Source organism: Paenibacillus vini, assembly GCF_018403325.1.
In the GTDB taxonomy this organism is placed as follows: Bacteria; Bacillota; Bacilli; order Paenibacillales; family Paenibacillaceae; genus Fontibacillus; species Fontibacillus vini.
On record NZ_BOSL01000005.1, the window covers coordinates 145,942 to 171,327 of the forward strand.

21 protein-coding genes and 3 pseudogenes are annotated in these 25,386 nt (G+C 39.6%); 18 read left to right on the forward strand and 6 right to left on the reverse strand.

Features of this window, described 5'->3' with window-relative positions; translation table 11 throughout:
* Positions 1 to 16: 16 nt before the first annotated feature.
* Entirely contained in the window at positions 17 to 1,147 is a 1,131-nt protein-coding gene (locus KJS57_RS09800) for a hypothetical protein (RefSeq protein ID WP_213654625.1), read from the forward strand.
* 112 nt (positions 1,148 to 1,259) lie between these two features.
* Positions 1,260 to 1,526, forward strand: a complete 267-nt coding sequence (locus KJS57_RS09805) for a TIGR04540 family protein (protein WP_213654626.1) — start codon at positions 1,260 to 1,262, stop codon at positions 1,524 to 1,526.
* Between the two features lie 270 nt (positions 1,527 to 1,796).
* Here the strand turns inward: KJS57_RS09805 and KJS57_RS09810 are convergent, their stop codons facing one another.
* On the reverse strand, positions 1,797 to 2,087 hold the full coding sequence (locus KJS57_RS09810) for a BrxA family protein (RefSeq protein WP_244861469.1): 291 nt from the start codon (positions 2,085 to 2,087) through the stop codon (positions 1,797 to 1,799).
* A gap of 53 nt (positions 2,088 to 2,140) precedes the next feature.
* Between KJS57_RS09810 and KJS57_RS09815 the strand changes: the two are divergent.
* Together KJS57_RS09815 and KJS57_RS09820 are read left to right on the forward strand one after the other, a co-directional pair.
* Positions 2,141 to 2,737 (forward strand): annotated as a pseudogene (locus tag KJS57_RS09815) (S16 family serine protease); the annotation flags it as partial.
* Between the two features lie 26 nt (positions 2,738 to 2,763).
* On the forward strand, positions 2,764 to 3,021 hold the full coding sequence (locus KJS57_RS09820; RefSeq protein ID WP_213654628.1) for a hypothetical protein: 258 nt from the start codon (positions 2,764 to 2,766) through the stop codon (positions 3,019 to 3,021).
* Positions 3,022 to 3,138: 117 nt separating this feature from the next.
* Here KJS57_RS09820 and KJS57_RS09825 read toward each other — a convergent pair whose 3' ends face one another.
* Entirely contained in the window at positions 3,139 to 3,423 is a 285-nt protein-coding gene (locus KJS57_RS09825) for a hypothetical protein (protein WP_213654629.1), read from the reverse strand.
* Positions 3,410 to 4,399: a ParM/StbA family protein gene (locus KJS57_RS09830; protein ID WP_213654630.1), complete on the reverse strand. Its 990-nt coding sequence runs from the start codon at positions 4,397 to 4,399 to the stop codon at positions 3,410 to 3,412. The genes KJS57_RS09825 and KJS57_RS09830 overlap by 14 nt, the downstream gene beginning before the upstream one ends.
* A 551-nt stretch (positions 4,400 to 4,950) precedes the next feature.
* Here KJS57_RS09830 and KJS57_RS09835 point away from each other — a divergent pair.
* From KJS57_RS09835 to KJS57_RS09885, 11 genes are all read left to right on the forward strand, one after another.
* Positions 4,951 to 6,690, forward strand: coding sequence for a hypothetical protein (locus KJS57_RS09835; protein WP_213654631.1), 1,740 nt, complete (start codon positions 4,951 to 4,953; stop codon positions 6,688 to 6,690).
* Between the two features lie 865 nt (positions 6,691 to 7,555).
* A complete protein-coding gene (locus KJS57_RS09840) occupies positions 7,556 to 8,104 on the forward strand; it encodes a helix-turn-helix domain-containing protein (RefSeq protein ID WP_213654632.1) in 549 nt (182 codons plus the stop codon).
* 357 nt (positions 8,105 to 8,461) lie between these two features.
* Positions 8,462 to 9,019, forward strand: a complete 558-nt coding sequence (locus KJS57_RS09845; RefSeq protein WP_213654633.1) for a hypothetical protein — start codon at positions 8,462 to 8,464, stop codon at positions 9,017 to 9,019.
* A gap of 180 nt (positions 9,020 to 9,199) precedes the next feature.
* Positions 9,200 to 9,604: a four helix bundle protein gene (locus KJS57_RS09850; protein WP_213654634.1), complete on the forward strand. Its 405-nt coding sequence runs from the start codon at positions 9,200 to 9,202 to the stop codon at positions 9,602 to 9,604.
* Between the two features lie 33 nt (positions 9,605 to 9,637).
* A complete protein-coding gene (locus tag KJS57_RS09855) occupies positions 9,638 to 10,039 on the forward strand; it encodes a four helix bundle protein (RefSeq protein WP_213654635.1) in 402 nt (133 codons plus the stop codon).
* A 396-nt stretch (positions 10,040 to 10,435) separates the two neighbouring features.
* Entirely contained in the window at positions 10,436 to 11,320 is an 885-nt protein-coding gene (locus KJS57_RS09860) for a tyrosine-type recombinase/integrase (RefSeq protein WP_213654636.1), read from the forward strand.
* Positions 11,321 to 11,374: 54 nt separating this feature from the next.
* On the forward strand, positions 11,375 to 12,166 hold the full coding sequence (locus KJS57_RS09865) for a TnsA endonuclease C-terminal domain-containing protein (RefSeq protein WP_213654637.1): 792 nt from the start codon (positions 11,375 to 11,377) through the stop codon (positions 12,164 to 12,166).
* Between the two features lie 16 nt (positions 12,167 to 12,182).
* The gene (locus KJS57_RS09870) at positions 12,183 to 14,324 is read left to right on the forward strand and encodes a TnsB C-terminal domain-containing protein (RefSeq protein WP_213654638.1); all 2,142 of its coding nucleotides are present in this window, start codon (positions 12,183 to 12,185) and stop codon (positions 14,322 to 14,324) included.
* A complete protein-coding gene (locus tag KJS57_RS09875; RefSeq protein ID WP_213654639.1) occupies positions 14,314 to 15,801 on the forward strand; it encodes an ATP-binding protein in 1,488 nt (495 codons plus the stop codon). The genes KJS57_RS09870 and KJS57_RS09875 overlap by 11 nt, the downstream gene beginning before the upstream one ends.
* Positions 15,798 to 17,321, forward strand: coding sequence for a TnsD family Tn7-like transposition protein (locus tag KJS57_RS09880; protein WP_213654640.1), 1,524 nt, complete (start codon positions 15,798 to 15,800; stop codon positions 17,319 to 17,321). Before KJS57_RS09875 ends, KJS57_RS09880 begins: the two co-directional genes overlap by 4 nt.
* A 137-nt stretch (positions 17,322 to 17,458) precedes the next feature.
* Positions 17,459 to 18,157, forward strand: a complete 699-nt coding sequence (locus tag KJS57_RS09885) for a hypothetical protein (RefSeq protein ID WP_213654641.1) — start codon at positions 17,459 to 17,461, stop codon at positions 18,155 to 18,157.
* A gap of 497 nt (positions 18,158 to 18,654) precedes the next feature.
* On the opposite strand, the gene KJS57_RS09890 is transcribed toward KJS57_RS09885, so the two are convergent.
* A complete protein-coding gene (locus KJS57_RS09890) occupies positions 18,655 to 19,590 on the reverse strand; it encodes a ketopantoate reductase family protein (protein ID WP_213654642.1) in 936 nt (311 codons plus the stop codon).
* Between the two features lie 148 nt (positions 19,591 to 19,738).
* On the opposite strand from KJS57_RS09890, the gene KJS57_RS09895 reads away from it, so the two are divergent.
* The 3 genes and pseudogenes from KJS57_RS09895 to KJS57_RS09905 all read left to right on the forward strand — a co-directional run bounded on the left by KJS57_RS09895 (position 19,739) and on the right by KJS57_RS09905 (position 23,993).
* Positions 19,739 to 20,329: a TetR/AcrR family transcriptional regulator gene (locus KJS57_RS09895; protein ID WP_213654643.1), complete on the forward strand. Its 591-nt coding sequence runs from the start codon at positions 19,739 to 19,741 to the stop codon at positions 20,327 to 20,329.
* A gap of 284 nt (positions 20,330 to 20,613) precedes the next feature.
* Entirely contained in the window at positions 20,614 to 22,311 is a 1,698-nt protein-coding gene (locus KJS57_RS09900) for a hypothetical protein (RefSeq protein WP_213654644.1), read from the forward strand.
* A 133-nt stretch (positions 22,312 to 22,444) separates the two neighbouring features.
* Positions 22,445 to 23,993 (forward strand): annotated as a pseudogene (locus KJS57_RS09905) (IS3 family transposase).
* Positions 23,994 to 24,424: 431 nt separating this feature from the next.
* Here the strand turns inward: KJS57_RS09905 and KJS57_RS26775 are convergent.
* Both KJS57_RS26775 and KJS57_RS09910 read right to left on the reverse strand, forming a co-directional pair.
* Positions 24,425 to 24,556, reverse strand: coding sequence for an AraC family transcriptional regulator (locus KJS57_RS26775; RefSeq protein WP_373316815.1), 132 nt, complete (start codon positions 24,554 to 24,556; stop codon positions 24,425 to 24,427).
* A 71-nt stretch (positions 24,557 to 24,627) separates the two neighbouring features.
* Positions 24,628 to 25,284, reverse strand: a pseudogene (locus tag KJS57_RS09910) (helix-turn-helix domain-containing protein); the annotation flags it as partial.
* Positions 25,285 to 25,386: the final 102 nt, after the last annotated feature.

Here is a 25,386-nt window from a genome sequence, read left to right on the forward strand (position 1 = left end):
AAGGGTGGGATTTAAGATGAGTGTTGGCGGATCGGAAAAAGAGTTCATAGTATCACTATTTCTTTTGCGGAACCCAGGAGTTATGGAGGAGGTTACTGGTTTAAAGTTGGGCAATATAGCGGCGGAAGAGCCGTTTGGTCGTCGGAAAATCGACTTGTTATCTGTAGATGTGAATCGACGTATACCTGTTTTTATTGAAACACAGATTAATCCGTCAGATGTGAGACATTTGAATACGGTTTTAGGCATTGTGGAATCCGCAAGTGAAGGCGTGATCATCTGGCTGGCACGATGCTTTCAAAAAGAACATTTGGATCAAGTCGTTTCGCACTTGAAACGAAATAAGCAAAAGTATATCGCATTCCATGCAATTAAAATTCACGATGATACGATTGCTCAAGTTGAGCTGTTGAATCAAATGTACAAGTTGGACATTTGGCATAACCTTGATCGGATTACGCAAATAAAGCATGCGATCAAGAAAGTTTTCACCTATGACCAAATCCCACCAACACATACAGGCAGAACAGTGGACGTGCTTCAATACGATCTGACGAGGATCGAAGATGTGAACCGCTATTTACTAGAATGCTTGAGGAGCGAGGTTCCGTGTTGCTTAAACGTGTGGAAGTCCAAGAAATTCAATTCGTCGGACTCTCAACTTTCACTGGGGGGAGGCAAGAGCGGCATCACCTTCAAGCTCAGTGTGAAAAATCAACAAGGATTTGCGGCGATCTTTTTGCACTTTGATGCGAATCAAATTGGTTTTTACCAAATGATGAAAAGGGACATTCAACAGTTTCGTGAGAATATCCACACAGATATATCGGCGAGCAATCGGAAAATAGGGGTTACGTTCGAGCCTGATGTCGATTTGGATGTTACGATCTCGAAGCTTGCCTCCATTTTTAAACGAATGCTTAAAAATTTTGGAACATATCTCTATGGTGACAGTAAAAATTCAGGCGCAGTCGAGATTGCAGAATGTGACTTGTTAGATGAAATTGACAAGATGAGAAAATGGGTAGGGGCTGGCTTACCTGGTGTTCGCCTAATGTTAGAGAACCTATTGTTAGAAGAAGTCGATAATGAACAAGCATTTCAAGCAAATAGGGAGAGGCTATCCGAGTGTTTAATGCGCATATGATTGATAAACCGCTGAAATGGCGGTTTTTTCTTTCGCATGTATATTGCACTTGTGAAAAAGTAAGAATAGAATAAGAGTAAAGTAATAATTTGATTTGTTTGAGGTGTTCCCGATGGAGATTAAACGGTTTTATAAAACACAAAGAGAACTTGCCAGTACACTAAACAACATTGTTGATGCGTATTGGGAAAACACGCTGAGTGAAGAAGAACTGTTAGCAAATATTTCAGAAGTTTACTGCAATAATATGAAGAAAATTTTAAAGCAGAATGATTTTACGACAATTCTAAAACAACAATGCGGAAAACGTCGTCTTGAGGTCATTGAAAGGGTACTACATATAAATAATTTGTTGAATAACGAGAAATCCATTGGATAAAAGAGGGGGATACGATCAAAAATGCGTTTCTCTTTAGCAACTTCGATTAGCATTTTGTACAAGTCGAATTCAATGAGCCTACGACCTGAACCCTCATGATTGAATTCCTTAAAGATATGTGGGATATAATTCCGAACAACGAGTTCCTTTTCAGGCTCATAATCAAACACATAAAAACTGACCTCGTTACCAAGACCCCTACCCTCAATGAATTTATCTTCCCTGATCTTTGGTATGATTTTATCTAGTCTACTATTCAAATTCGCCATACTATACCTCACCCATCGCTCTTACATAAGCAATGTCTCCGATTTGAATCAAATGCCGTTTCAACTGCTCGTCCATCAGAAGTCTGCTTAATTCGCCAGTCTTCTTGTTTTTCAATATGCCTGATTCAAGTAAAAGTCGCTGAATGACATTTTTTAATTTCGTAACGGTTTGTTCCGTCCACCCTGCTACCCCTGCGTCTTGCTCCGCTTTTGAGGTAAAGTAGAGATTAATGTTTTTCTTCTCCAACAGATAGTTACTTGATTCAAGCTTCTCACGAATGACCTCATTCATAAATTCTAAAAAGAGCCTATCCGTTTTCATAATGGCATAGAGGTCAATTATTTTCCCTGACAGAGCAGGGCAGCGGCAAACTCATTCCTGAAGGGCTTGGAAAGCCTGGTCACGTATATACAGTTGGTCATGGAGATTCTGGCATGATTGGCGTGTATAAGCTGGAGAATCAGGTTGTTTCGGGTACAGGTAAGTTTGAAAAATCGGGCGTTGGCACTCATCGAGGAGCTAAGGAGAGCTTAGATACAGCATTCCGTTACTTTACTTCCAATAGCAAAAGTATCAGTGGTTCGATTAGCACAAAGACGAAGGATTATCTCATGCATATAAGTGATTTGCAGGGTATTGGATTAACGGATGAACTGGCGATAGCAGAGCTGATCGGTTTATGTTCGGGAGCATTAGAAAGACCTGTACAAGAGAGCATGGTTGTTCTTGGAAACATGACGGTTGGTGGTACGATTGCTAAGGTCGAGGAGTTTGCCAATACGCTTCAGGTTTGTGTAGATGCAGGAGCAAAGAAAGTTTTGATACCTGCATCTTCAGTTGTCGATTTTCAGACCGTACCTCCTGATCTGCTTATAAAGGTTCAGCCAGTATTTTATTCGGATCCGACTGATGCAGTGTTTAAGGCGTTGGGGGTAGGATGAAGTAAGTTGGAGGGCGTGAGGATTTGATGGATATTCAGAAGATCATTACTAATCTTGATTATGACTCAGCATACACCATCACTTTTGGTTCAATTGATAATCAAAAGTGTTATGATCTGTGGCTGGACAAAGAGGATACTTCATACTGCCTACAAGAAATTTACATGCTTGATGGCATTCCAGATGAGGTAGGGGACACGATCACATACAGCAGGTCTGAGATAGCGAGAAAATTGACCGAATTCTCTTCGCAAGAGCAGTTTCACATTCGGGAAGTGGATTAAGCTCAGGGGGAATTCAATAGCATCTTAGCAAAGGAAAATGATTGCAAACATAAAAACTCCGTACTTTTGACTCAAAAGGAGCTGAAAGAACGGGGTTTTTATGTTTTATTTGTCAAACTAGAAGAGATCTGCAATCAGAGCAACATCTTCCTCACTAATCATCATGGCATCGGCAGGAGTAAGAGGCTGAATCAAAGCAGTAGATAGGGTTCCCTGAGCTTGTAGGATTTCCATAACGACTTTTCTGATCTCGTCGTGAGTAATTTCCGAATGCTTGTCACCGCTGATATAGGCATCTAACGCTTTTGAGATAAATTCACTTTTATTCGTAACCGATTTTAGGTGCTCATACAAATGTCTATGCTCCTTCTTGAAAGAGATTGATAACCTATGCCGCTCCATGTTGCTTCGCCTCCAAGATCGTCAAGAACGATAGAGCATTCGACATTTGTGGGTCATTGGAGATTATTGCGCCGCTAATCTGCTCCAAAATGTAATCTTTCAATAGTAGAGCCCCACCTCCGACAAAGATAACCTCAGTATTAGCAAAGCTCAGTTTGCGGCTTCGGGCAAAATTGAGAATCTCCTTTATATGATTCCTCATGTGTTGCTCGATAATTGCTGTGCTTTCCTCCATATTTTCTCCATTTATAATCAGACATTTATCTCGGTAAATAGCCTCAATGTCCGCCTCGGAGATCGATATGCCAAAACGAGTCGATAGTGCGTCCGCTAACTTACTTCGAAGAATATTCACGCCTAAGTCCGCCGTAGACATACTGCCATATGACGGAATCAATTGATTGTATTCCTGAATGTTTACATTTAGCGAGCCGACATCGAAGATCAAAACACGCATTTTCCTATAATGGTTGATGTCGCTGTAAATCGGACCGATTCCCTCTGGGAGTAAAAGGATGTTGTTTATGCGGAATAGATACGGCTTATTGTTGACGATGATGTTAATCGCTTCACCGTTGTTTCGGATAAATTCGGCAAATTCATTCTTCTGCTGTTCATTCTTGTAGAGAGAAATCGGAATATTTACCGCTAAATTGACTTTGCTCAAAACGATATTTTGCTTTGATTTCTGAAGCAGTTGAGCAATGGCGATATAAATGCTGATTCGATGACTATCATTTTTCTTGCTAAGATTGAAGTCCATTTTGGATTCATCAAGCATGTTCCCTACGAGATAACTTTTCCCTTCGAACTGGACGCTGAACGAACCTGGCGTTGTAATATCAGCTCCGAAGTCTGTGACTTGCTCGACTTTCGTTTGAAATTTTACTCGCTGGATTATATCTGCTGTTCGCATGACTCCTTTGGTGTAGCTTTTGCCGCTGTCGATAGCTATTTGGTAGATATTTGTATGCATGATGGTTCCCCCTTTTGATAGTTTTATAGATTATATGCATGAGGAGGGCGACTTAATCGGACACTGTCGTATGTATTTGTCTGGTGATGTCGGACGATTGGCGGAAGAGTCGCATCATCTCAGGGAAATAGGGATTGGATAGTTATCTATCAGACTGGCGGGTATTAGAGGGGGGAGGAGGAGAAGGGGTATTGCAAGGAAAGTCTTGACGATCGAAGCGGGATGTTGTACTATGATTCTACATTTCATTTAGGCAAGATTTCATTTTGAACATCATTTAGTCAACATATATAAGCCCAATAAGGCTGATTTATTTATTTCAACGTTTTTTATTTACGGTTTTCTCTGAATCCAGGGGAGTAGTCTGCCCTCGGATAGAAAGCCTGTAATGAACATGTTGAAGTAGTAAATCAGTCTTTTTTGCTTTTTGAAAACAAAATAACGAATATAGCGGCTTAGACGTTATCGAACCGAAAAGCTGTACTTGTGTAGTTGCAATCATAATATGATGATCGCATCACATTAAAATTACGAGAAAAGGGGATGAAGTTATGAAAAGACTGTATTTCGCAGATTTAGCAGAGCAGATCACCAATCCTGAAAAATGGAGCAAAAATAAATTCATTGTAAATAACCATGAGGCAGGAACGGGCAAAAGCACAGAAACATTCAAAATCCTTGGACAAATGAGGCTCGATCCATCAAACAAGGTTCTATATGTTCAGCGATTTACAAAGGATGGTTTGTTGGAAAAAACCGTTGAAGAGATTAATCTGCATGCGGGATCAAAGGGGGAAATAGCATATGAGTTTTCATCGGAATCGAAAGAAAATAAAAAAGCGCACTTAATGAAAAGGCTACCTGAATATCAGGTGCTATGTATTTCCCACAACATGTACATTCAAATTTGCAAAGGTGAGCACCAGGAGTTAATAAAAGGTAGACATACGTTAATTATCGATGAGTATCCAGATCTTCTTGAGAAAATAACTATTTCTAAGGAAGATGCGGCAAGTTTATTGTGGTATAGTTCGGAGCCAGATCTCCAAGGAATCAAAAAAATAGCGAAGGTACTTCAAAGCCTCAAAGACCGATACTTAAATATATCTTGGCCTAATGAGATGATTCATTTGGATTTGAACAACGGCAACTATCAGGAGTATCGAATTTCAATTGCAACAGCTTTGGCAAATATCACTGGTGGTAAGGATAAAAAATATAAAGAGGTTCGGCAGATCCTTCGCAAATGCCAGCACCTCTTCAATAATGGTGGTTTTTTGCATGAAGGTGGGTTTCATACCTTTGACGAAAGTCATCGGTTTGTTATGTTGGACAATAACATCATCCTGGATGCGAACGGGGGACTTGATTACCGATACACATTAAGCGATCAATTTGTAGTCAAGCACCAGGAAAAGATGTACGACTATGCAAATCAAACGTTTCACCATGTAAATGTGAAGACAACCAAAACCGCTTTAAAGAAAGATGTCAATTTCGAACGAGATGCGTTAGCGAAAATATCATTTGGAGGAAAAAGAGGTATCCTATTTGTAACGCAATTAGACAGCAAGGAGAAAGTGGAGAATGCAATTGTTCAGCATCTCTCTAAATGTGGGAATAGTTTAGCTGAGATTGAAAAAAATCTGAACTGTCAGATCAAGATCGCTCATTTTGGGGGTATCATTGGTGTTAATGATTATCGAGACTTTGATAGTGTAGTCTTACTCAAGACCCCGAATTATGATTATTTAACCTACGCCCTAACCTACTTGTACTACAGATCGATGGACAATAAATCTATTGAGAATGTTCAGATGTACAAACATGTAGAAGTGGAAAAAATTCGAAAAACTGCTATAGCAGGGGAGATATATCAAGCAATAAAGCGAATTAACCGAGACAATAGCCAGTGTGCTAATATTTACGTATTCAGTGACGGTGGAGAGGTGATTAACCTTGTTTTGAAGCAACTGCCGAATATCAAGTTCCTTGATGATATTATGAACACGGTTAAGCAAAAAGAATCGAATGAGAGTACCAAAGTACAAGATGAATCCAATAGTTCTAAATTAAAAAAAATACTTATCGATGCCAAAGAAACGGGTAAAGAATTCATTAAAAAGAAGGAGTTAAGGGATCAGCTTGGTACTACGGATAAAAGTAATTTTTCCAAGTTATTGCGAGAAGTAGACTCTTTTCTCAAAAGAAATAATATGGTAAGCAATGGTCAAAAAATCATTTTTCTCGGTAACGGAAATGATCCTGATGAACAGTCCAATTCTGCATAATCGAATAAAAAGGATGCGTATGAATAGCATCCTTTTTTGCCTGTTCTATTGTAAGTTGAAAAGGTTGTTCGAATCAATACAATGAAATGAATGATTCAGTCTGGTCTTCTCTTTATTTCTAGGAGATGAGAAATTGCCATCACACTGTTCTGAACGAATCAGTATCAATACGCTTTATCGTTACTGTAGTATAGTGAAATGTTTTTCTTAGTTTCAGACGTTTAAATGCTTTTTGCAAACTTCTGCACATGCGGAAAGAAGCAGTACAACCTAGAGGAATTTCCACTCCGTTAAATAGTGAACTGCCTTTTGCAGAGTTCTGACCGTGCCAACAGAAACAGTACAGCTATGAGGAATTGCAAACTCAGAACGGATGTGAACTGCCTTTCGCCGAGTTCTGACCATAGCGACAGAATCAGTACAACAATAAGGAATTATCCCCTCAGAACGGAAGTGAGTTGCCTTTTGCCGAGTTCTGACCATATCGACAAAGCACAGTACAATAATGAGGTTTGCCATCTCAGAACGATAATGTATTACCTTGTACAAGGCTACTTCCCAAACTGCTAATGTGAATACTTCGAATAGTGATTAAATGTAAAATCAATTAAAAGTTGTACTGTTTTTTGAGGAATACTATATATAAGAGAAGCAGTACAACTTTCTTGAAGGTCTCTAAAGACGAACAACCGTTACAACTTTTGTCCTTCACCTAGAGCTTATGATCTATCCGTGATACTTCGATTTTTCATATCGCATATAGACAATAAATGAAACCATGTATCTTATAAGCAATAATGATATATAATAGAGTAGTAGAGGTAATTAATTGAAAGATAATCTAGGATAGGGAGAAGGGGTTTCATTGAGCGAAAACGAAAACAGGGCTGATAATAAATTTGGAACCATAATTAAAAGAGAACGCATGAAACAAGAACTATCATTGGCAAAGTTAGCGGATAATCTTGGGGGACTTGGTAAGAGGATAAATCCTTCATACATTAACAGGTTGGAAGCTGGAGATACGGAAAATCCAAGCTTTGTTGTTGTGTGTTATTTGGCTACAGCTCTGAACATAGATATAAGAGAAGTATTCAATGTTTTTGGATTTGATCATTTGCTCAAAATCGATATTAGTAGCTCTCCCGATACATTAGAAGATCTTATACGTACAAACAAGATTTTAGCTCCTACTCGTCAATTAGAGGGGGACGATCCAGTCGAAGTATATTTGACTCCAGGGGAAAAAGAACGATTAATCGAATTGCTATTCAGGATTTATGAATTTTCGATAGCCGACTCGAATAATGTAGTCTATCTACTTCCAAGAATAATGGAGGATCTCGTTAGTTTTCGAGAAACTCGGATAGATAGATTAAGAAAAATGGAACATAAAGGTGAGAAGTTGAATTGATTGTTTATATGGCGGAAAGGTTGTTATGGAGATTCTGCGCTGAATCGGTACGAAGGATTGAGAACAAAACAAGTCCATGTAGAATCATCCCCAGTTTCGTTGAACGAGTTAGACTAATATTCTGTATTAGAGACGCATCTAAAACCACTAGGTTAGTGGGGCTGGGTGCGTTTTTTGCGTTTCAAGTTTAGTATACCTCATTATTTATGTCACTTGAGTTATCTTCTAAACAGTATCCATTGATTAAATGAAATAAATATAAGTATATTTCATACATGCATTGACTCGTGAGTTGAATTGAAGTATTATTGCCTCAAGGCAATAAATTATAAAATATACACTACAGGAGTGGTGATGATGACAATCGAAGCAAAAGAACTCGTACAAAAAATTCAACAAGCAAATGAGGAGGTTGTTTTCTTGAAGAGGCAAATTTCAGAAGTAGAGCATGAGAAATTGTACCAAATCGTTCAATATGCATTGAAGGGTTTGGAGTTTGAAGAAATTCATAAATCGCTTGCTTATTATGATGAACATTCGCAAACCGATTCAGAACTATTCGAGGATGAACATGGCAATGTCCTGAAGGGTGTTAAGGTGTTGGACTTTATCGAAGATGGCGATGTAGTGGATGAGATTGACTGGGAACTATGCAAGGAAGTGTTCCTAATAAGCGATGGAAGTTTGAAGACTTTCGATACAATTTATTTAAAGAAGGAATGCTTCGAATGCGATGTTATTCATTTGCACTTAGAGCGACAAGAAGCAAGTGTGGATTATGAAAGTGAATACAAATTCGAAAAGATTATCAACAATATTGTAGATAAGCTTAAATCGGCATACGAATCGTCTATCCGAAGAAAGTCTCGTTTGAGCGAGCGTTTGGATAAACTTCAAGAAATAAGAGTTTCTTGAAGCCAATACATTCATTAAAAAAGGTTTGCACTGCAAGGCGTAGATCTCTGCAAAGAATGAGGTTATTATCACAAAAGTGGGAATTGGAGAAACCTGGTTCGAGCAAAATCAGCTTTTATCTATAGTTGAATCGAATAAAATAAGAGTATACAGCTGAAACAACGAAGGGAGGAACAAGCCATGAAGAAGATTAGGAATATCGTAGACAGAGACGTACGGACGTTGAGCGTATATCAGAAGAGCTTGGGGTTGGTTGACCAAGTGAAGATAATCCATGATGCACTGCCGTGGAGGGAGAAGGAGGTGTTGGGTGATCAAATCTGGAGAGCGGCGACATCCATTGCTGGAAACATAAGCGAAGCAAATGCTCAGGTGTATATTTCAGTTAGCTTCCGCCAACTTAATTCGGCATTAGGCTCTGGAGGAGAGACTTGCACTTGGCTCGAAATCCTCTTTCGCTGTGGATACATCGATCAGAACACATTTGATTCACTGTTTGAAAAAGTAATGGAAATTCGTCGGATGCTGATTGGCATGATGAAAAAGCTGTTGGTCGAGATGGAGGATGAAATCGAAGTAGCTTAACGAATAGGGGGAGGTTAAAGGGGGGAGGAACAGATGGTAAAGATAAGGGATTTGAACAATAGGGATTATAGGACGTTATTGGTATTTCAGAAATCACTTGAATGGGCAGAACGGATTCGAATAGTTGCAGAGGCATTGCCTGAGAGTGAGTGGACGCTGAAGAAGAAAATGTTGAAAGCAAGTTGCAAGATTCCTGCCTTGATCGCAAACGGTAATTCGCAATTCTATCTCACCATAGAACGTGAAGCATATAGAAAAGCATTGAATAATGCAAAGGAAACACAAGGCATGCTTAAATTGATGAGTGATAGTGGATTTATAGACGAACAAGAGCATAAGAATATAATCGATAAGACCGATGAAGTAGGCAAGATGCTAAATGCAATGAGGAAAAGGGATTCGGCGAAGATCGAAGGAAAGCAGGAAGTATCATAATTAAGGAGTCACGCTTTTCATGATTATGTGATTGTGCTATACTGTGAACAAATTCATATTCAAGAGCAGAGGTATTTCTGCTGTAGGTGATTTGTCTGGTGAAAAAAAACCGACAATATTGCCTATGGCAAGGGATACCTCTCTTTGTCGTCTGTGGGGAAATTTGATAGAGAAAGAAGGTGAGGCACTCATTGAGAGACACTATGAGGAGCAAAGTTGATTGAAAAATGCCCTTAAAAAGTTATGTACCAAGTTTCGAGCAGCTTAATTGATTTTTCGAAACGAAGGAATGCGGCTTCGCAGAATTTGAAATTGGTAGACTCTCTACAGAACTAAGAGTTATGACACAAGATTATTTTGCCAGTCCAAAATCGGATGCAAAGGTGGGAATATTAAATGATTGAGCAGTTTGAAAATGAATTACGGCGTGAGGGAAAGAGTCCGCTTACGATTGAGGCATATCGAACCGACATCAGCCAATTCCAAGAATGGCTCAGTGGAACCCTCGGCTACGAAAGTGAGAAGATTACTGAAACGGATGTTCGGGAGTTTCGCCAATATTTGAATTTGCAGAAAAAGCTAAAGCCGACCAGCATTAATCGAAAATTGAAAAGCGTGGTTTTGTATCAGAGGTATCTATTTAAACTTGGTATTTGCAAGGAAGAAGTTCAACTACAGAAAGTGTTGTTGAAACATACGATTCATTTGGATCATGAAGTTAAGGTTATAGAGAAGCAAGAGTTGTATCGGTTTAAGCGAACAATCGAGGCAGAAAACAATAAGCGGGACATCGCTATTTATTATCTGTTGTTTGGTACTGGGATTAGATGCTCAGAACTGGTCGCTATTGAGCTGGATGACTTTTATCTGACAGAACGAAATGGAAAGAACAACTACAGCCATGTGCTTATTAGGAATGGTAAAGGAAGCAAATCTCGAAAAGTGAACTTGAATGCTCAAACCGTTAGTGCGATCAAGGACTATTTGGATGTCCGCCCGACTTCAGAATCAAACCGATTACTACTCGGTCAACGTGGACCGCTTACCAGGCTGGCAATAAATAAAATACTAGATAAATATAGCAAAATAGCGCAATTGGAGGAAAAAGTAAATCCTCATGCCGCTCGGCATACATTTTGTTCGACTCTCATTAAATCTGGAGTTGATCCTAAGACGGTTTGCCTACTGTCGGGACATAGTTCGGTAGATGTTGTGTACCGTTTTTATGTCAGCAGTAATGCAGAAGATAAACAGCGGGCTGTGGATGGTATGCAAATTTAAATAGTAGGAATGGGTCACTAATGGAGTGTTTTTATAAGTTATTGGAGGTCAGGAATGAGCGAATGGAATAAGGAGAAACTTCGCAGATATATCAGTGAAGGAAGAGGACAAGGCGAAAAAGCTTCCTACATCCCATGGACGAAAACCCACGAGTTCTCCTCAAAAGGCAGAGCAACGAGAATATTTGGAATTAAAACAAAACGAATACATCACTTCCACTCGGACAATCAGTTAAGGGCGTTCCATATGTATGAATGGAATGACAGTGTAGTTGATATTAGAGAATGCTTTCCTTTGCTGGATGTTATGGAGGTTATTGATGACAAAGCTAATCTTCGGTTTGATAAATTTTGTGATAAAGAGTCTGGGGAACAATTAGTGCTGACGACAAGTTTTCTTCTAACGGTAAGGGATCCAGATAATAAAGAAAGACATCTTGCGAGAGCTATAAAAAACTCATCCGAGCTGACAAGAAAGATTTCTTTCGAAAAACTGGAGATTGAAAATCGGTACTGGAGAGCCAAGGGCATTGACTGGAAAATAACAACAGATAAACAGCTTTCAAGGCAGTTTGTTAAGAACATTGAATGGGTCAGAGAGACGTTATTATCGAATGAACAAAGCAATCTTGATAAAGATCAGCTTTCCGACGTTTTACTAAATCATTTTCTAGGTAATTCTGATTCGGCAATACAGGATAGTTTAAGGGCGTTCGACAAAAAAATAGGAGCTTCTAATGGTACAGGTCTTTATCTATTTCGTTATTTAATTGCCACGAAAAAGATAAGGGTTGATATGAGTAAAAAGATCGATATAACGGCAAGAATGATAGACCTATTGCTGTGATTGGAGGGGGTCAACCGTGAAATACAATGAGAATATGTTGTTTAAGTATGGGGATGGAAAAGTCATTAGAGTCCTCTATATTAATCGAGTTTCTTCTATTATATATGTGATCGATATGGCGAGTAATAGATGGGCGAATCCCCTGAGAATAAATGAACTACAGCTACTTCAAGAGCAAACAGAAATAATTCTTCTGGAAGAAGACACTTATTGCAGAGTTGTCTTTGAAGAGGAGCTAAGCGAAGCAGAAAAGAGGAAAAGAGAACAGGCCTGGGAGATCGTGAAATACTTATTAAATAATGTCGAGACAGTGGAGCACCTATACATCAGTAAGTATAGAGAAAAAGCGATAAAAGAAGCAATGGCGATATTTAAGTTGAGCTATAACGGAGTTAAAAATTTGCTTATTCGCTATTGGCATGGAGCGCAAACTAAAGACAGTTTATTGCCAAATTACCATAGATGCGGAGCAAAGCATAAGGATAGAAAGTGCGGTAATAAAAAGCGTGGAAAACCACGAAATGATGAAAAAGGCACTGGTGTAAATGTTGATGACAATATGAAAAAAATCTTTAAAGTGGCACTCAATCGTTATTACTACTCCGAGCGGAATAATTCATTAAAGATTACGTATGAGTTGATGCTCAGGGATTCCTTTGTTAAAGAGCAAGTTGAACAGAATGGAATTAAGTTCCCCCTACTCTTAGAGAAATCCCAATTACCATCGTATCAACAATTTTTGTATTGGTTTAAGAAGTTGAACAACGCCAAAGTGGAGATTTCGCAAAGGAGTGGAACTAGAGCATATCAGCAAAACTTTAGAACAATTATTGGGGATTCAACGCAGGATGCTGGTGGTGCGTGCGGTTCATTGTGGCAAATTGATTCGACTGTTTTCGATATATATTTAGTTGGTTCTGTGAATAGAGACTTAATAGTGGGAAGACCAATATTGCACATGGTAATAGACGTATACTCCAGACTAATTATGGGGTTTAATGTAAGCTTTGAATCACTGAACTCTTATAGTGGAGCAATGGTTGCACTTGCAAATAGTATGTCATCCAAAAAAGAGTATGCTTCGAAGTATGGAGTAAACATAGAAGATGAGGAGTGGCCATATTGTGTGCCACTCCGAGTTATGGCAGATCGGGGAGAACTGGTCGGCAAACAGATCGAGAATGCAATTCAAGGTTTGGGGATTACGATACAAAATAGCCCACCATATCACGCAGATTATAAAGGAATAATTGAGTCAGCGTTTTCGGTAATGAATTCGAGAGTCAAGCCATTTGCCGATGGAGTTGTAATTAAAGGGAAAGGGAATAAAGAACGGGGAGAAGCAGATTATCGCTTAAAAGCAAATTTATCAATTGACGATTTCATTACTATTATCATAAAGTGCGTGCTTTTCCACAATAAAAATCATGTTCTTACTGATTATGTGTTAGATGAACTAATGATTGAAGAGAAAATTGAAAAGATACCCATCCAGATATGGAATCATGGATTAAAACATAGGAAAGGGCAATTGAGAATTTTGCCAGAAGAGATGATCAAAACACATCTTCTTCCGATGGACAAGGCTTTGGTCTCTGCCAGAGGGGTCTCTTATAAAAAGATGTTGTACGCTTCGGAATATACATTGAAAAATGAATGGTTTCAAAAAGCACGAATTCATGGTAGCTGGAAAGTAAATATCTGTTATGATCCACGAGATTTAACAAACATATATGTGATGGATGAGGGGGAGCAGGGATTACTCAAACTGACTCTATTGGAGCACTTAATGAAGTATGCAAATAAGGGAATTGAAGAAATTGAGCAAATGACAAAACACGAACAACAAAACGATGAGAAGAGCAAGGAGAAAGAGTTGCAGGAGAAGATACAGCTTTTCACTGAGATCGAGCATATTGTTGAGAGTGCAAAAAGGAAAACGGATTCCGAAAGAGATTATGGTAAAAGCAAGACACAGCGATTAGCGGGTATAAAAGAAAATCAACGGAACGAGCGTTTATTGCATCGAGCAACCGAATTCAAAGAAACATTCATCGTTGAAACGCCGACTGTTCATACTGAAAAACCAGATGATGAAACAGATGACTTACACATGTTTTTTAATAATGATAATAATGGTGAATATGATGAAGAATAAAATCTATCTACCTAATGGGGTGGAAGCTCAGGAAGCTTGCTATAATGAATTTCCAATTGAGGAGTATAACACAAATCCTTTCATTCAGGCGTTACCTCTTCTTGCTGATAAGAAGACAATCATTAAGAAATTAATGACGATTCCACCATTTAAAGAAGAAGAACGTGAGCTGGATAGCTCTTATAGAGTGCATATTGTTCAACGACTATATAAGCTGTTTCAGCCTTTACCGCAACATGTACGAATTTGGAATATGGTATTCTCGCTTGTATTTCAGGGATACATGGCGAGAAATCCATTTGATAAGGAGTACATTAGATATGTGAATGCGACAGGCAAACAAATAATAAATAGAACGTATGATATAAATACTAGAACTGATTTTAGAACAACGGCAAATTGTGGACTTTTAATCGGCTATTCTGGTATGGGCAAAACCACTACAGTCAATAAGGTCCTCAATAATATGCCTTCGGTTATTGTGCACGATACATATAAAGGGCAGCATTTTAACCAAACGCAATTGGTGCATATTACTTTACAAACCCCTCATAATGCCAGTTTAAAGGCACTATCACTACAATTTTTTATGAAAGTAGATGAAATACTCGGAACGAACAATTTTAAAAAATATGTCTCACGAAATCTAAGTGTTGATGCAATGCTTCCGCTTATGGGGATTGTATCCCAAAATATAGGACTTGGTTTGATGGTTTTGGACGAAGTGCAACATCTTCAAAATCGTGGGGTCCAGCAGATGATGAATTACTTTGTTACACTAATGAACTCATTTGGTGTTCCAGTTATTTTTATAGGTACTCCAGCTTCATATCCGATTTTTCAAACCGAGCTAAGGATAGCAAGAAGAGTATCAGGAAGCGGTGAAGTCATCTGGAACAACATGGCGAATGATAATGAGTTTCGTCTATTTTTGGAGTCGATATGGAGATACCAGTGGAATCAAAAATTCACTCATTTGAGTGAGGAACTGATCCAGATATTTTATGAAGAGACTCAGGGTATTTCAGACCTCATTATCAAGTTGTTCGTAAACGTTCAGCAAATGGCAATATACAGTGGAAAAGAAGAAATTACGGTTGAGACTGTAAAAAGAACAGTCAAAGAAAACTTTAAAATGATGAAACCAATGTTGGATTCATTGAGGTCAGGTAACCCCTATAAGATCGCCAAATATGAGGATTTGAGAAGAATAGAAGAGACACATAATAAGAGAATTGAGAGGCTTGATCAGCCAGAAAAGAAAATGAAGCAGAACATAATTAAGGTGAATCAGGTGGCTGATACAATTTCCTCTTCAATCAAACCAAAGCATAAAATACTAAGGGATTATACGAATGATGATATTAGGAAAGTTTTTATTCAAGCCAATAAATCAGATGTTTCACCGTGCCTGCTTCTATTAGAAAAAGGTTATATCGATGAGATGAGTATTGGGCAAGGAGATCACTTCTTATGATGAATTTTATGCCCATCTTACATCAGGATGAATTGCTCTATAGTGTTATAGCTCGATATAAAAGAATGTGTGGAATGATAAGCAAAATAGCTTTAGTTAGAGACTTATTTGATGGTAAGACGGTGTTTAAGTCAACGTTATTTCCACAACATCTGAATAAGCTGACAGCTAACTTACCCCACAATTCAAAAATTGGAGTAGACGAACTTATATCGAACCATACGCCATTTAATTTCTACACTGCTTTTTTATCCAATCAGCATACTGATTCTATATCAGATGCAATGATAAATGGAAAAGGAACGGGAATCGAAGCTTTGGTAGGTGTCGCAGGTAGCAGAGTGAAATTAAACGATTACCTAAAAGTTTGTCCCGTCTGTCTTGTAGAGGATTGCGAAAACTTAGGAGAAGGCTTCTGGAAAAGATCCCATCAAATTGTTGGAGCATTGTTTTGCATAAAACATGAAGTTCCATTAGTAAATAGTAGAGTAGGAAGCTCGGATAACATTGTTGATTTTATTTGTGCGGATCAAGATGTCTGCGACATAGTACACCGTGTATCTGATAACTACAACTACTCAGAAGAAGTTAAACGGCTAAATTTGACCTATCTTCGCAATGTTGCTTATTTGCTAAATGTTAATCAGAAGAGAAAGAATCTCTCTTTCATTATTAACTATTACATAGATCGTTTACGTGAGAAAGGTCTTGCCTCCAAAAGCGGAAACTTGCACATCAGTGAATTGGTAAAAGCCTTTGTTAATTTTTATCCAGTTGAATATTTAGAGCTTATGCAAAGCACGATAGATATTAATAGCGAGACAAATTGGTTGAGGCTTTTTATCAGAAATAACAATAAGAATAGAAGTCCGCTGAGACATCTCTTATTATTACAGTTTTTGGGCATAGAGGTTGAAGACTTATTTGAATGTAGTTCAACAATAGGAAAAATCAAAGTTAAGGCTAAGCGGAAGCCAATATATGAGTTGGATGAACGGAGAAGCAAATGGTTAAGGCTGATACATGATAATCAGGGGGCTACAAGAACTCAACTTAAAGATATGGGAAAAGGTCTTCATACATGGATTTTTGCTAATGATAGAGAGTGGTACGAAGAAGTGACACCAAGGATTAAGAAAAGGAAAGACAGACGAGAGGTAATTGATTGGAATCTAAGGGACGAAGAATGCTTGAAGCTTGCAATGAAGGCTGTCGAAACAATCTTGAGCATTGATGGAAAACCGATCAGGATTATTCCAGCAAACATAAGGAGAGCGGTGGGAGTTAAAAGGTGGTTTCTCCATAAAAAACTTAGTAAGACATGGCAGTATCTTGAGGAAATCACTGAGGATATACACAGCTACCGTGTCAGAAAAATTAATTGGGCGATAGCCGACTTAATGAAAAAGCGGGGCAAAGCATCTGCTTATCAGGTTCAACTGTATGCTGGCTTTGGAGGGAAGAATGATGAAGTAAGGAAAACAATTAATGAAGTTCTCGCAACTATCACAGATATGTAATTTCTATAAAGTGAGGTCATTGTATTATCAAACAGCGATTAGTGTTGCTCTTTTCAAAACTCTGGTGATAACTCAGTATATAATCATTCCAAACTGGAGATAGTTGTTATTGGTACTCTAATTCGGGAGTGATCTTTTTGGAATTTATATTGCGCAATACGGATATTTTTGATGACAATATCGATGGGGAATTTAGAAATATAATATTGGCATATAAAGATGATTTTATTGAGGGGAAAATGTACAGAGTAAGTATGAGCTTTCATGTGAACCTCTTGAACAACCCAAGATGTGAGGGAATAAATGTACCTATTCAAAGTAAGGCAAGCAAGAATACAAAAAAAGATAAGATAAATGATTTATTGAGTTTTCGATTAAATGAATTAGAACAAGTGCTTGCTGAGTATGGCATTGTTTCATATAAAACAACAATTCAAGGCGAGTATTTAGATGCAGAGAATATCATAAAGCTTGAGATAAAGGAAGATAACAATATCGAACAAAATGATATAGGTAAGCGGAAAAATAAAGGGCGGTTAAAAGTTCGTTCTATTGTACCGAGTCTACCTTTCACGCAAGAAACTGCATCGAAACTTGCTTCGGAAAGGCTCAGCCAAATATATCATGATTTTATGAACGTTATTAGAAATAAAGCAATAATGTCTGAAATACTGGAAATAGAAGCAACAGAAAATGATAATCAACTGTTTAAAGCATTTGCGGAACAATATAGGGATTTATGGCTTGCCACTGATGAAAGGAGAAAAGAATTACTGAATAAGTTCCAGGAAAGAAGTATGCTAGTTCTTGAAAAGTATTTGGATAAAACACAATGAAGTTGAATCCCCTAAATCCTAAAACCTGTTCCCTACTATGTAACCCCACAATAAACCCATGCTATTCATAATAAACCCGTGCTAAAAATCGAATAAAGACCTGATAAAACGGGGGAGAGGAAAACGAGAGAGAGGGGAAAACCCTTATCCCTCAAGCCTTTCCCCTGTTTTTCTATCAAGACAATATTCAGGTTATAATAAAGTCGTGATAAAAAAAGTTGAATCAAAAATGGAGGAAATGATTGTTTTGTAGCAGGAGTTTATTTATTGAGGCAACGGTGGAATGCGGGTTTGAGGGCTATTTTTTGGCAGGGATATATTAAGTTTGAACAGGTGTAGTGTTTTGAAGCTACATTTATCTGTTTTAATAAACAGCTACTTTGCCCGAAGCTTCTAAAGCTCGGGCTATAGTTGTTATAACCAAAGTAATTTATTAGTTTTATATAATCATTAGTAGAGTTGATGTTGGTCTGAACAATATCAAGTTTTCCAGTTTATCAGGTTTCAATAGCTTTGTGTTGTTCAGTGTTTTCTAATGCCACAGTAAGACTTGGCAAAGATATACCTAACTTTTTTGCTTCTCTCACAACTTCAAGTACCGCAAAACCAGCTTTACTATTGTTGTATTCAATGAAGCGTCGTGCTAAGCTGCCCTTTGCAAAAATAACCTTGTTAAACAGCGTGCCGAGAAGTGCCGATGGAATCTTGGTCAACAGTAGAGTAATCGCGTCCGTCTTTGCGCCTCTTGCTTTAAGTACAGGGGTCATTTCCCGCATACTCTTACCGACATTTGCGAATGAGTCACTGTGATTCATGAGAGCTGGGAAACTTCCCCGTTTTAACACCTCGGTCTCCATCGCTGCATTCATGGCAAAGTGATTCCATAGCCAGCTTTGCATATCCTTTATCCAATTGATTTTAAAATGGGCGCTTTCAAATAGTTCTTTGACCTTGTTGTTTATCTGTTCCGTGCCTACCCGTGGCTTTTCCAGAAATATCATTTTTAAAAAGCCGCCCCTAAGCTTATTGTCCTCAATGCCGCCTCCTGCTCCTGGGAACCCAAAGACCACATTGTTCATAGACAAGGGCGAGATCGATGATTTTAAATCTTGCCAAATATTATTGAATATTAGGATCGGGGTGTTACCAGCGGTGGTCGATAGTAATTGTGCTGCTTCGGGAAGTTGCTCCGTGTTGACACTCGCAATAATGAGATCGTAATTTGGGCTTATCTCCTCATGCAGCTTGATTTTCCAGCTTTCTTGGATTAACTGTTTCCCTCTTCGTGCGTCCCACATTTCAAGCGCTATATGACTTCCGAAGGATTCTTTTCTCCCTTTTCTAACGTAAAACTCAACGGTATGCCCTGCCTTTTCTAAAGCCCACGCGTATTGGGTCGATATTACCCCTCTACCGAAAAATAAAATTCTCATCTTAGCCTCCTAAATATCCATATTCAAACTTGTTGATGATCAAACAACGTGTTGTATAATGTATTGTATAGATTCACTATCCGGTCATCAACCATCAGATTTTTAATATCTGTCGTATAATCAATTGAACAGAAAATGGAGGTAAATCATGAAAAAGCAACCTGAAATTACGGACAAAACAAGGCAGACATTCATAAATGTATTCTGCGATTTATATAGCCGAAAGCCAATTGAGAAAATATCCATTCAAGAGATTGCTAACCAATCAGGATATAATCGGAGTACATTTTATCAATACTTTACAGATATCTATGAGTTGTTGGACTGCGTTGAAGAGCGTGTTTTGAAATCCATTAACGAGGAAATGGCAGGCAGAGAGTTTTCTACACATACTTTCCAAGATGCACTTCAATGCTTGGAAAATGCAGAGGAAATTTCAGTTCTTAAAGCTATCTTGGGCGACTATGGTTCTGTTCATTTTGTGGAACGCTTGAAAAAAGAAATTCCCTTTGAGCGATTGATTGTGGATTTTCCAACAGATGATGTCTTGGCCCCATACATCATCGAGTTTTACATATCAACATTAATATCTATGTTTCGTCTATGGATAAGCAGAGGCAAGGATCTATCGTCGGAAGAATTGATTAGGCTGATAGATAGTCTATTTGCCAAGGGGATAACACCGTATCATATTTTTGGCACGGACAATCCGCAGCGATCTGATTCGAATAAAAAGTAAAGGGACGAGGAGAAAGTGAATGAGGGACTTACTGTAACAGATGTTGGCTGTGGGAAGTGTGTCGATTCTGGTAGCCTCTGTGTCTTTGGTAAGCCGATCAAATAGCCGACTATAGCAACGATGCCCCGTCTTTGTATGAACCTGACGATGCATGGCGTTTCATTTAACACCATGTCGCTGGTTGTTGCGAATCCTCCTTAACCAGTGACACACCATTGCCGATAAGTAATAAAAGACGCAATTTAGTCTGCTATACATATCGTACTCAATGGAGGGAAACGAGAATGAAAAGGATTTTTGGTTTGTTACTTGTTTTATTGCTGGTAACACCGGCATTTGGCATCAAAACTTTTGCAAGTAATACAGTGAAGGCTACGGTGACTGGAAGCAGCACCTATTTTGACGGGGAAGAAAAGAGCTCTAATGGCTTCAACATCGAGAACAGCAATTACTTCAATCTTCGTGATCTGGCCCGGAATTTCTCGGGAACTCCAAGTCAATTCAATATTACCTGGAATCCGGGGAATCAAGCCATTGAAATCGAAACAGGGAAAGCTTATTCACCTGAGGGAACGGAAGACAGCCTCTATTTTAGCCGAAGTAGAACATATACTGCTACGTTGTCCACCTCTAAAGTCATGGTAGACGGGGTAATGCAGTCCATTAAGGCTTACAATATTGAGGGGAACACTTACTTTCAATTAAGAGATTTGGCCGATAAAATCCCTTTCGAGCTATCGTATGACAGTCAGCAGAATCGGCTGGTTATGTTCTCAAGAACACCGGATCATGCCTACCGGGCCGCGGTATCCGGTGAAGTGAAGGCGAATGCCGAATCTTCTTATTTTCCAAGATGGAAAAGTACGGTGTCATCCTATCTTGTACATAACTCCGATGGCACAATAAGTGTCGTGGAGGCTGGCAAACAGATTACGATAGATACCTACAATGCCAAGTATGAGCTGGCGGCGACGCAAAAGATTGATTATGAGCTGCCGTTGTTTGGCGGTTTTTATAGCGGGGCGCAATATAATTATATCGCTTTTGGACAAGAGAACCGCGAAGAGAACGACAGCAAGGAAGTAATCCGGATTGTCCGGTATGATAAAAGCTTCAATAGAAAGGACAGCGTCTCTATAACGGGGGGACAGAGCTATACCGTAGAGCCTTTTGATGCCGGGTCCGGAAGAATGGCCGAGTCAGGCGATACTCTGGTGTTCCATACCTCGCGTACAAGATACACCACGGAGGACAAGCTGAATCATCAATCCCAGCTCACCATTATCGTCAATACCTCAAATATGAAGGTAACCAACGATCTGGGGCGATTCCAGAAAAATCATGTCAGCCACTCGTTTGATCAATATGTATTGTTTGATGGTGGTTCGCAAGTGCTTGTGGATCATGGGGATGCCTATCCCCGTTCAGTAGTTCTTCATAAGGGCAACGGAAAGACTTACAACGAGGCGGATTTGCTTAGAATTCCAGGCAGAATCGGAGCGAATGCGACTGGGGTTTCTATTGGCGGGGTTGAGATGTCCTCCAGCAGCTATATTGCCGCGATGAATACGGTGGACCATTCCTTGGTTAGGGACTACACCTCGTATGAGATGGTAGGGCTGGAAAGGGACCAGCGGGATATCATTCTGAGTGTGTTGCCTAAGAACAGTATTAATAATTCCTCCGTTCATACAGTTACACTGGCCAAATATGTCGGTACTGACCAGATCGCGTCGATTCCCAAGCTTGTGCGTATTTCGGATGATCAAATGATGGTGTTGTGGCAGGAGTTCGATACAGAAAACCATCCCGGTGATGTGAAATATGTGCTTATCGACGGAAATGGCAAAGCGACTAGTAATGTTCAGACTATCAAAAATTTTATGTTGTCTGAATGTAAACCGGTGGTCAGCGGAGGAAATGTGGTCTGGTACACCAACGGTAATGGAAGCCGGCTGTTTTATACGATCCCGGTGAAGTGAAATCTGAAATCTGAAATCTGAAATCAACTTGAATGAAACAAAGACGCCGAGTAACACCTGATATGCTCCCCTTTAAGTAGACAGGTTTAATAAATAAACCGCTACTTGAAGGGGAGTTTTCCATTTGGCGAAAATGAATGAGTATAATGCGACGGAAAAATTGGCGATTTTAAGGGAACTACAAGCCGGTGAAGGTACCCGGGAGGAGATCGCCCGTAAGTTTAACATCAACGTAAGTACACTGGTGAAATGGCGACAACGTCATGAGATATACGGGATCGAAGGATTAGAAATACGAGTTCGGAATCGCAAGTATTCTCCAGAATTAAAGCTTCAGGCGGTTCAGGACTATCTGTCGGGAGCGTATTCGCAGAATGAAATTATCAATAAATATAAAATAGCGAGCCGGACTCAACTCCAGAAGTGGATCGGCAAGTATAATAGTCATAGCAGCTTCAAATCGGTTAACAAAGGAGCAAGGGCTATGACAAAGGGTCGGTCTACCACGTGGCAGGAACGAATGGACATTGTGCTCCACTGCATTGCACATGAGCGCGACTACGGGAAGACAGCAGCGCAGTATAAGGTTTCATACAATCAGGTGTATCAGTGGGTTAAGAAGTATGAAGATGGCGGAGAAGGTGCGCTTCAGGACAAACGCGGACGGAAGAAAGCGCCTGAGGAACTGACGGAGACCGAACGCCACAAGCTCGAGCTCAAGAAGCTGGAGTACGAAAATGAGCGGCTTAGAGCAGAGGTCGCGTTTCTAAAAAAGCTGAAGGAACTCAGAGGGAGGCGAGGCTAAGCCGTCACCGGCAAACTCACGTGTATGAGGCCATAAAGTCCGTACATGGTGAACAGCAGTTTAGCGTAAAGCTGCTGTGCAAGGTTGCCGGGATCGAGCGGTCCAGCTACTACAAATGGGTAAACCACAAGCCCAGCCCGCAGGAGCGTGAAAACGAGCAACTGACTCAGGAGATACTCGCCCTCCATGTACAATTGCGAGGTATTTACGGCTACCGTAGGCACACGATCCAGCTCAGTCGAGACACGGGCAAGCCCATTAACCACAAACGGATCCTACGGCTTATGAGACTCTCAGGGATCCAGTCTGTCATTCGCAGGAAGAAGAAGCCCTACAAGCGCTCCACTCCACAACATATCGCCGAAAACCTGCTAAATCGTAAGTTCCAGGCTGACGCACCCAATGAGAAGTGGCTGACGGACGTAACGGAATTCAAGTACGGTAACGGCCAGAAGGCCTATCTCAGCGCCATCCTGGATCTCCATGGCAATACAATTGTTTCCTACGTGTTAGGCCATTCCAATAATAACCAACTTGTATTTATGACCCTAGACAAAGCACGAGAGGCAGCACCGGACGCTAAACCCATGCTCCACAGCGACCGGGGATTCCAATACACCTCAAGAGCCTTTAAGCGCAAATTGGACAAAGCAAACATGACCCAAAGTATGTCGCGTGTCGGGCGGTGTATCGATAACGGACCGATGGAAGCCTTTTGGGGAACCTTGAAATGTGAGATGTATTATCTGAATACATACCGCACGTTGAAGAACTCAAGAAGGACATTGACGCCTATATCCACTTTTACAATAACCGGCGTTTACAGGCAAAATTAAACGGCCTAAGTCCCATGGAATTCAGGACGAAGGCCGCCTAATATCTTTACTTATTTGTGCTGTCTACTTGACGGGGTGCAGTTCACACCCTAGGCGTCTTTGTTATTCTCGTTTTTTCAGAACATTATAAGTTAGAACAACGGCACAAAAGTTACTGGCAATGATAATTTACAAAACATCTTTCCAAGGGGTTTAGTGAGTTGCAATTAATATAGCGGATATGTGTACACGCTGTTTAGCAAAAAAATAAGTCAACACTCTCTACGATCCCAAGATTGAAAAGTTAAGAGGGTAATTGAAAGTTGCACCGGACTTTATAGCGTTTGCAATTTAGCCATTGTTCTCAGACTTTTATCCTGCAAAAGATCCATGTAGAACCCTCTACATGGATCTTTTTGTGTACTTCTAGGTAAAGAATTGAGGGGCCGGAAGTGTTTACCTTTTCTCTATATAACAGACTTGGCAAAGACACCTACAATACTTTGAAAAGGACTCCTCCTACTATCCGGTTCTGCTCCCGATATACCTTCGGGGTCAAACCAGTGGTCTGTTTAAAGGAGGCACTGAAATGGCTGTAAGAAGAGAAGCATAGAGTATGAGCAATATCCGTAAGAGAATAATCCGAGAGCGGAGCATATTTTTTGCTGTCTCCATTCGCTTATCTTTAATATATTCATGGATACTGCGGCCGACTTCCTTTTTGAATAACACGGAAAGATAACTACGATTGAGATTAACATGTTTGGCGAGCTCATCCGTAGTTATTTTTTTATGTAGATGATCGATAATGAAATTTATCGTTGTTCTTATCACAGGTGATAGAGAATCCAGATAACAGAGTTTTTTCATATGGGATGCAAAATCGAGAACCATCCGATCGTTCAGCTCCACTACATCTTTCACACTCTGAGCGACATCCGCCTGACGGATATACATGTCACTTAGGGTAAATGCGGTTTCGTGGGGCAGACCAGCATTTGTGCAAACTCGAGTCACTAGAGCTGTATGAATGACCGTATGATAGATCTGATTGCGCAGAGCGTCTTTCGAAAGGATCCCCTTCCCATCGTTACCTTTGTGACCATAGAGCCTCTTATTTTCAAGGATACCTTCGACATCCCCATTTATTATAAGTTCATATAGGTTGTGTTCATGCTGTGTTGGTTCATGGTAAAAATCGCTTTCTCTCTGCAAAAACACTTGATAATCAAGGTTTTTAATCACTCTCATACACCTCCATAATATACATTGTAATATACATGATTTGTACACTGATAGGTAAAGAAAATAATCAGAAAAACGATTTTTGAAGACTGCGAACCAATTTGTCATTTATATAACAAGCCTGTTGTAAATCTAACAAACATTATATTTTTGCATAATTAGAAATGTTAGCGTATTCATGTGAATATTAGCAAGGGGGATGGGAATAGA

Coding starts and splice junctions, on each gene's coding strand:
- KJS57_RS09805 (WP_213654626.1), top strand. CDS start 1,260: ATGGAGATTAAACGGTTTTATAAAACACAAAGAGAACTTGCCAGTACA.
- KJS57_RS09890 (WP_213654642.1), bottom strand. CDS start 19,590: ATGAGAATTTTATTTTTCGGTAGAGGGGTAATATCGACCCAATACGCG.
- KJS57_RS09855 (WP_213654635.1), top strand. CDS start 9,638: ATGGTAAAGATAAGGGATTTGAACAATAGGGATTATAGGACGTTATTG.
- KJS57_RS09875 (WP_213654639.1), top strand. CDS start 14,314: ATGAAGAATAAAATCTATCTACCTAATGGGGTGGAAGCTCAGGAAGCT.
- KJS57_RS09860 (WP_213654636.1), top strand. CDS start 10,436: ATGATTGAGCAGTTTGAAAATGAATTACGGCGTGAGGGAAAGAGTCCG.
- KJS57_RS09835 (WP_213654631.1), top strand. CDS start 4,951: ATGAAAAGACTGTATTTCGCAGATTTAGCAGAGCAGATCACCAATCCT.
- KJS57_RS09800 (WP_213654625.1), top strand. CDS start 17: ATGAGTGTTGGCGGATCGGAAAAAGAGTTCATAGTATCACTATTTCTT.
- KJS57_RS09830 (WP_213654630.1), bottom strand. CDS start 4,399: ATGCATACAAATATCTACCAAATAGCTATCGACAGCGGCAAAAGCTAC.
- KJS57_RS09895 (WP_213654643.1), top strand. CDS start 19,739: ATGAAAAAGCAACCTGAAATTACGGACAAAACAAGGCAGACATTCATA.
- KJS57_RS09880 (WP_213654640.1), top strand. CDS start 15,798: ATGATGAATTTTATGCCCATCTTACATCAGGATGAATTGCTCTATAGT.
- KJS57_RS09810 (WP_244861469.1), bottom strand. CDS start 2,087: ATGAATGAGGTCATTCGTGAGAAGCTTGAATCAAGTAACTATCTGTTG.
- KJS57_RS09865 (WP_213654637.1), top strand. CDS start 11,375: ATGAGCGAATGGAATAAGGAGAAACTTCGCAGATATATCAGTGAAGGA.
- KJS57_RS09825 (WP_213654629.1), bottom strand. CDS start 3,423: ATGGAGCGGCATAGGTTATCAATCTCTTTCAAGAAGGAGCATAGACAT.
- KJS57_RS09845 (WP_213654633.1), top strand. CDS start 8,462: ATGACAATCGAAGCAAAAGAACTCGTACAAAAAATTCAACAAGCAAAT.
- KJS57_RS09850 (WP_213654634.1), top strand. CDS start 9,200: ATGAAGAAGATTAGGAATATCGTAGACAGAGACGTACGGACGTTGAGC.
- KJS57_RS09820 (WP_213654628.1), top strand. CDS start 2,764: ATGGATATTCAGAAGATCATTACTAATCTTGATTATGACTCAGCATAC.
- KJS57_RS09900 (WP_213654644.1), top strand. CDS start 20,614: ATGAAAAGGATTTTTGGTTTGTTACTTGTTTTATTGCTGGTAACACCG.